Source organism: Actinoplanes sp. NPDC048791 (assembly GCF_040650095.1).
Classification (GTDB): domain Bacteria; phylum Actinomycetota; class Actinomycetes; order Mycobacteriales; family Micromonosporaceae; genus Actinoplanes.
In genome coordinates this window covers 1-5,892 of sequence record NZ_JBEZGQ010000527.1, presented here as the reverse complement: position 1 = coordinate 5,892, position 5,892 = coordinate 1, and the positions used below count along the sequence as shown (strand labels likewise).

At 71.4% G+C, this 5,892-nt stretch carries 7 protein-coding genes and 1 pseudogene; 2 read left to right on the top strand and 6 right to left on the bottom strand.

All coding sequences use genetic code 11. From position 1 onward, the window contains the following. Window positions 1-250 precede the first annotated feature (250 nt). Both AB0C29_RS30050 and AB0C29_RS30045 read right to left on the bottom strand, forming a co-directional pair. Entirely contained in the window at window positions 251-466 is a 216-nt protein-coding gene (locus AB0C29_RS30050) for a hypothetical protein (RefSeq protein ID WP_360827075.1), read from the bottom strand. A gap of 148 nt (window positions 467-614) precedes the next feature. After that, window positions 615-1,187: a cob(I)yrinic acid a,c-diamide adenosyltransferase gene (locus AB0C29_RS30045; protein WP_360827072.1), complete on the bottom strand. Its 573-nt coding sequence runs from the start codon at window positions 1,185-1,187 to the stop codon at window positions 615-617. Window positions 1,188-1,227: 40 nt separating this feature from the next. Between AB0C29_RS30045 and murA the strand changes: the two genes are divergently transcribed. Beyond that, entirely contained in the window at window positions 1,228-2,514 is a 1,287-nt protein-coding gene (murA, locus tag AB0C29_RS30040; protein WP_360827078.1) for a UDP-N-acetylglucosamine 1-carboxyvinyltransferase, read from the top strand. A gap of 1 nt (window position 2,515) precedes the next feature. On the opposite strand, the gene AB0C29_RS30035 is transcribed toward murA, so the two are convergent. After that, complete coding sequence (locus AB0C29_RS30035; RefSeq protein WP_360827069.1) at window positions 2,516-2,872, bottom strand: hypothetical protein; 357 nt, start codon at window positions 2,870-2,872, stop codon at window positions 2,516-2,518. Window positions 2,873-2,996: 124 nt separating this feature from the next. Here AB0C29_RS30035 and AB0C29_RS30030 point away from each other — a divergent pair, with 124 nt between their 5' ends. Further along, window positions 2,997-3,851 carry a 3-hydroxyacyl-CoA dehydrogenase family protein gene (locus tag AB0C29_RS30030; RefSeq protein WP_360827065.1) on the top strand — a complete coding sequence of 285 codons (855 nt, stop codon included), beginning with the start codon at window positions 2,997-2,999 and terminating at the stop codon, window positions 3,849-3,851. Here AB0C29_RS30030 and AB0C29_RS30025 read toward each other — a convergent pair whose 3' ends face one another. The 3 genes and pseudogenes from AB0C29_RS30025 to AB0C29_RS30015 form a co-directional block, all read right to left on the bottom strand. After that, window positions 3,852-4,634: an ABC transporter permease gene (locus AB0C29_RS30025; protein WP_360827062.1), complete on the bottom strand. Its 783-nt coding sequence runs from the start codon at window positions 4,632-4,634 to the stop codon at window positions 3,852-3,854. Further along, a complete protein-coding gene (locus AB0C29_RS30020) occupies window positions 4,631-5,509 on the bottom strand; it encodes an ABC transporter ATP-binding protein (RefSeq protein ID WP_360827060.1) in 879 nt (292 codons plus the stop codon). The genes AB0C29_RS30025 and AB0C29_RS30020 overlap by 4 nt, the downstream gene beginning before the upstream one ends. 25 nt (window positions 5,510-5,534) lie before the next feature. Continuing rightward, window positions 5,535-5,892 (bottom strand): annotated as a pseudogene (locus AB0C29_RS30015) (hypothetical protein); the annotation flags it as partial.

Sequence of the window (5,892 nt, the reverse complement as noted above, 5' to 3'; positions counted from 1 at the left end):
CCCGCCGGCCCGTCCCAGCGCCCGCTGGCCCACCGGCCCACCGCACGCCTGCCCAGGGCTTGCCGGCCCAATGCACGCCGGACCGCCGGCACGTCGCACGTCGGCCCGCTGACCCCTCGGCGCGGAACGACCGGACCGCCCGGCAGCAGATCCCACGGCCTTGACCCGGCACGGGCCAGAAAGCTGCGGGGACGTCAGCCCCACTGATGCGGTTGTGCACCCAGAGACGCGTAGCCGTGAATCTAAGAATTCAAGAGGGCGGCCCAGAACAAAGCTCCACCTCATACCCCCAGGCGTCCTCCAGGTAGGCCGCATAGCTTTCCGGCCCGCCCGCGCGCGGATGCCGGTCGGCGAACATCAGTGACCAGCCGCGTGCCGGTGCCGCCTCGGTGAGCCGGTCCACCTCGGCCTCACCGGCCACCGTGAACGCCAGGTGGTTCAGGCCGGGCGCCCGCCGGTCGTGCACGGTGCCGGACAGCGCCCGGGGACTGCTCCAGCATCAGATACACGTCCCCGTGCCGCCACGAGTGGCCCTTCGGCCATTTCTGGTACGGCTGCCAGCCCAGCTCACCGAGCAGCAATCCCCAAGGGCCCAGCGCGCCCGTAAAGCAGGGTCAAGAGACCCCGCCCGGCACCCACTTCACGTCGCCGCCCGGGTTGGCCGTGCGGCCCAGGATGAACAGCAGGTCGGAGAGCCTGTTCAGGTATTTCGCCGGCAGCAGCGACGTGCGCTCCTGCTCGACCTCGTAGAGCGCCCACGCCGAGCGTTCCGCGCGGCGGGCGACCGTGCGCGCCACGTGCAGCAGCGCCGCCCCCGGCGTCCCGCCCGGCAGCACGAACGAGTCGAGCTCCGGCAGCTGCTCGTTGTATTCGTCGCACCAGCCCTCGAGCCGGGTCACGTACGCCTCGGTGATCCGCAGCGGCGGGTACGGCGGGTCCTCGGCCAGCGGGTTGCACAGGTCGGCGCCCACATCGAACAGGTCGTTCTGCACCGCGGTGAGCACGCTCTTCACGTCCGGGGCGAGCGCGCCCATCGCGAGCGCCACCCCGATCGCGGCGTTGCACTCGTCGGCGTCCGCGTACGCGACGACCCGGGGATCGGTCTTCGCGGCCACCTCGTTGTTGCCCAGGCGGGTCGAACCGGCGTCGCCGGTGCGGGTGTAAATGCGGGTGAGATGCACGGCCATGCCCCCCACCCTACGGAGGCGGGTGGGCGCGACCCATACGATGGCCCGCGTGGATGTGATCAGAGTCAAGGGTGGCGCCCGTCTGTCCGGCGACGTCACAGTCGGCGGCGCGAAGAACTCCGCGCTCAAGCTCATGGCGGTCGCCCTGCTCGCCGAGGGCCGCAGCGTGGTGGCCAACGTGCCGCGCATCACCGACGTGGCGATCATGGCTGAGGTGCTGCGCCGGCTGGGCTGCGAGGTGTCGCTGGCCAACGGTGAGGCGACCATCGACGTGCCCGCCGAGCCCGGCAGCGAGACCGACTACGACCTGGTGCGCCGGCTGCGCGCGTCCATCTGCGTGCTGGGCCCGCTGCTGGCCCGCCGCGGCTACGTGCGGGTCGCGCACCCGGGCGGCGACGCGATCGGCTCCCGCGGGCTCGACATGCACGTCGCCGGCCTGGCCCGGATGGGCGCGGAGATCTCCGGCGAGCACGGCTTCGTGATCGCCTCGGCCCCCGGCGGCCTGCACGGCGGCAAGATCTGGCTGGACTTCCCCAGCGTCGGCGCGACCGAGAACCTGCTGATGGCCGCGGTCCTGGCCAAGGGCGTCACGGAGATCGACAACGCCGCCCGCGAGCCGGAGATCGTCGACATCTGCGACATGCTGACCGCGATGGGCGCGCAGATCGACGGCGCCGGCACCTCCACCCTGACCGTCGAGGGCGTCGAGGCGCTCAAGCCGGTGCGGCACACCACGGTGGGCGACCGGATCGTCGGCGGCACCTGGGCGTTCGGTGCGGCGATGACCCGCGGCGACGTCACCGTGCACGGCGTCCGGCCGGAATACCTGGCGATCGCCCTGGACAAGCTGGTCTCGGCCGGCGCGGTGGTCGAGCCGGGTGACAACCAGTTCCGGGTACGCATGGACGACCGCCCCAAGGCCGTCGACATCGTGACCCTGCCGTACCCGGGCTTCGCCACGGACCTGCTGCCGATGGCGATCGGGCTGGCCGCGGTGAGCGCGGGCTCCTCGCTGATCACCGAGAACATCTTCGACGGCCGGTTCATGTTCGTGAACGAGATGGTCCGGCTGGGCTCCGACATCCGTACCGACGGCCACCACGCGGTGGTCAACGGCCGCGAGCGCCTCTCTGGCGCGCCGGTCCGGGCCACCGACATCCGGGCGGGCGCGGGGCTGGTCATCGCCGGGCTGTGCGCGGACGGCGTCACCGAGGTCGGCGAGGTGCACCACATCGACCGCGGCTACCCGGACTTCGTGTCGGACCTGGCCAGCCTGGGCGTGGACGTCGAGCGCGCGGTGGTCGCCGAGCCGACGTTCGATTTCTGAGTCAGAGCGCCGGGGAGCCGCCGACGAGCCGGCGGGCCTCGTCCACTTCCTCCGGGAAGACCAGCACCAGCAGCCGGCCGTCCGGGCGTACCGCCGAGGTCGAGCGGATGCCCGCGGCCGCCAGCAGGGTGCGGATCTCCTCGGCGATGTCCGGGTCGTCGGTCGCCGCGGCCGGGCAGAGCAGGCCGTAGTCCTCGGCCTCGCCGAAGATGGCCAGGCCCGAGTACAGCTCGCGGAGCGGGTCCTCGCGGGCCTGCGTCCACTGCAGTCCCATCCGCCAGAAGATCGCGCCGAGGAAACCGACGAGGGCGACGGCGATGAACGGCCCGAGGAGGTACCAGCCGTCGCTTGGTGGCATGGGCACAGTCTGGCACCGGCGACGGGGGATTTCCCGGGATTTGCCCCGATCGAGGCCCTGAGCGTTCGTTAAGCACGGCGGCTAGGCTGTCGGCGTTACCTCAACGTGGAGAAGGAGAGCACACATGGCGGGTCGACTCGCGGTCATCGGCTCCGGTCTGATGGGTTCGGGCATCGCCCAGGTGGCGGCCCAGGCCGGCTGGCAGGTCACCCTGCGGGACCTGGACGAGGCCTCGCTGGCCCGGGGCGTGGCGGCGATCCGGGAGTCCCTGGGCCGCTTCGCGACCAAGGGCAAGATCTCGGCGGAGGACGCCGAGGCGGCGGTCGCCCGGATCACCACCACGACCGAGCTCGACGCGATGGCCGACGCCGACGTGGTGGTCGAGGCGATCTTCGAGAAGCTGGAGGCCAAGCACGAGGTCTTCCGCGCGCTCGACAAGATCTGCAAGCCCGGCGCGGTGCTCGGCACCAACACCTCGGCCATCCCGATCACCCAGATCGCGGCGGTCACCTCGCGGCCGGAGTCGGTCGTGGGCATCCACTTCTTCTCGCCGGTGCCGATGATGAAGCTGGTCGAGCTGGTCCGCGGCTACCAGACCTCGGACGAGACGATGGCCAGTGCGCGCAACTTCGCCGAGGAGGTCGGCAAGACCTGCGTCGAGGTCAAGCGGGACGTGGCCGGCTTCGTCTCCAACCGGCTCTTCTCCGCGCTGCTGGTCGAGGCGATCAAGCTGGTCGAGACCGGCGTGGTGTCGGCCGCCGACCTGGACACGGTGATGAAGCTCGGCTTCGGGCACGCCATGGGCCCGCTGGCCACCGTCGACCTGACCGGCCTGGACGTCATGCTCAACGCGACGTCGAACATCTACCACGACACCGCGGACGAGAAGTTCTTCCCGCCGGAGCTGCTGCAGCGCATGGTCACCGCCGGCGACCTCGGTCGCAAGACCGGCAAGGGCTTCTACTCGTACGGCGAGTAGTCAGCCGTCGCGCTTGGTGGTCCATCGGAACGTGGTCAGACACAGGACGAGGGCCACCAGGCACCACACCCCGAGCACCAGGGCGACCTTGGGCAGGTCGTACGAGCCGCCGGGTTCCTGCGCGGCGAACTGCTCGGGCAGGAACACCGCGCGCAGCCCCTGACACATCCACTTGAGCGGGAACAGCGCGGCGACGTTCTGCATCCAGCCCGGCAGGCTGGTGAAGACGAAGAACACCCCGGAGATGAACTGCAGGATCAGCGCGACCGGGGTGACCACGGCGGGAGCGCTGCGACCTGTACGCGCGAGCGACGAGAACGCCACCCCGCAGAGCGTGCACGCGGTGATGCCCAGCACCGACACCCACAGGAACGTCAGCCACTTCGCCGCGGTGTCCGGCAGGTCCAGGTCGAACAGCAGCGTCGCCACGGTCAGCAGGATGACGGTCTCCAGCACCGCGATGAACGCCACCATCAGCACCTTGCCGGCGAAGTAGACCCAGCGCGGCATCGGCGTGCCGAGCAGCCGCTTGAGCACACCCCGGTCGCGTTCCTGCGGGATCTGGATGGCCAGCGCCTGGAAGCCGGCCGTCATCAGCCCGGTGGCGATCATGCCGGTGACGAAGTACTGGGTGAACTTGACGCCGTTGCCGATGTCGCCGGAGAAGATCGAGCCGAAGACCAGGATGAGGATCGCCGGGAAGGCCAGCGTGAACATCACCTGCTCGCGGCTGCGCAGGAACTGCCGGATCTCCAGCACACCCTGCCTGAGGCCGAGGTTCATGCCTTCGCTCCGATCATGGTGAGGTAGATGTCCTCCAGCGTCGGCCGGGTGACGGTCAGGCCCGGCACCTCGCCGTCGAAGCGCGCGGCCAGGTCGGCCACCAGCGCCGTCGGCGTCGCGCTCTCCGCGCGTTCCCAGACCCCTTCGGGGGTACGCCAGGAGACGGTCGCCAGAGCAGAGTCCCGGTTGCCGAGCTCGCGGGGCGTGTCCACCGCGATGAGCCGGCCGGCCGTGATGACCCCGACCCGGTCGGCCAGGGTCTCCGCCTCCTCCAGGTAGTGCGTGGTCAGCACGATCGTGGTCCCGGCCCCGGCCAGGTCCCGGATCAGCGCCCAGAACTCGCGCCGGGCCTGCGGGTCGAAGCCGGTGGTGGGCTCGTCCAGGAAGAGCAGCTCGGGGCGGCCGATGATGCCCAGGGCCACGTCGAGGCGGCGCTTCTGGCCGCCGGAGAGGGTGTGCGTGCGGGCCCGGGCCTTGCTGGACAGGCCGACCCGGTCGATCACCGCGGCCGGGTCGTCGGGGGCGGGGTAGAAGCGGGCGAAGTGGGCGACGACCTCGCCCACGGTCAGCTCGTCGAACTCGCCGGTGCCCTGCAGGACGATGCCGACCCGCTCCCGCCAGCGCCGGACGGCCGGATCCGTACGGGTGCCCCGGCCGTGCACCACGGCCGGGTCCACCCCGAGCACGCTCACCTGCCCGCCGTCGCGCCGGCGGTAGCCCTCGAGAATCTCCACAGTGGTCGTCTTGCCGGCCCCGTTCGGTCCGAGCAGCGCGAAGATCTCGCCGCGCCGGACCGTGAGATCGAGGCCGTCCACGGCGGCGGTGTCACCGTAGAGCTTGCGCAGGCCATTGACCTCGATCGCGGTCTCTTCCATAGGCAGAGACCATACGGGGGGCAGGTCAGCGGGAGGACGCGAAGGTCACCGAGAGCACGGTCGCGGCGAGCATCCCGCCGATCAGGGTCAGCCCGATCCCGCCGATGTCGAGCCGGGCCCGCAGCTTGCGGTGGGCGAGCGCGGCAGCCACCGGTACGCCCGCGGACGGCGCGACCACGAACGCCAGCCAGCCCAGTCCGCGCAGCACGGCACCGCCCGGGATCCCCGTACCCCCGAAGGTCACCAGCCCGGCCGCGACCAGCGCGCACATCCCGGCCACCAGCGCGCCCAGCAGCGGCAGCAGCGGCAGCGACCAGCGCGGCAGTGACCGGCGCAGCGGCGGGCGGACGGTCACGTCGATCCGCTCGGCCGCCCGGGCGAGC

Excerpts from the sequence above, each read along its gene's own strand:
- AB0C29_RS30045 (WP_360827072.1), bottom strand. The coding sequence starts at position 1,187 with ATGGCCGTGCATCTCACCCGCATTTACACCCGCACCGGCGACGCCGGT.
- murA (WP_360827078.1), top strand. The coding sequence starts at position 1,228 with ATGGCCCGCGTGGATGTGATCAGAGTCAAGGGTGGCGCCCGTCTGTCC.
- AB0C29_RS30035 (WP_360827069.1), bottom strand. The coding sequence starts at position 2,872 with ATGCCACCAAGCGACGGCTGGTACCTCCTCGGGCCGTTCATCGCCGTC.
- AB0C29_RS30030 (WP_360827065.1), top strand. The coding sequence starts at position 2,997 with ATGGCGGGTCGACTCGCGGTCATCGGCTCCGGTCTGATGGGTTCGGGC.
- AB0C29_RS30025 (WP_360827062.1), bottom strand. The coding sequence starts at position 4,634 with ATGAACCTCGGCCTCAGGCAGGGTGTGCTGGAGATCCGGCAGTTCCTG.
- AB0C29_RS30020 (WP_360827060.1), bottom strand. The coding sequence starts at position 5,509 with ATGGAAGAGACCGCGATCGAGGTCAATGGCCTGCGCAAGCTCTACGGT.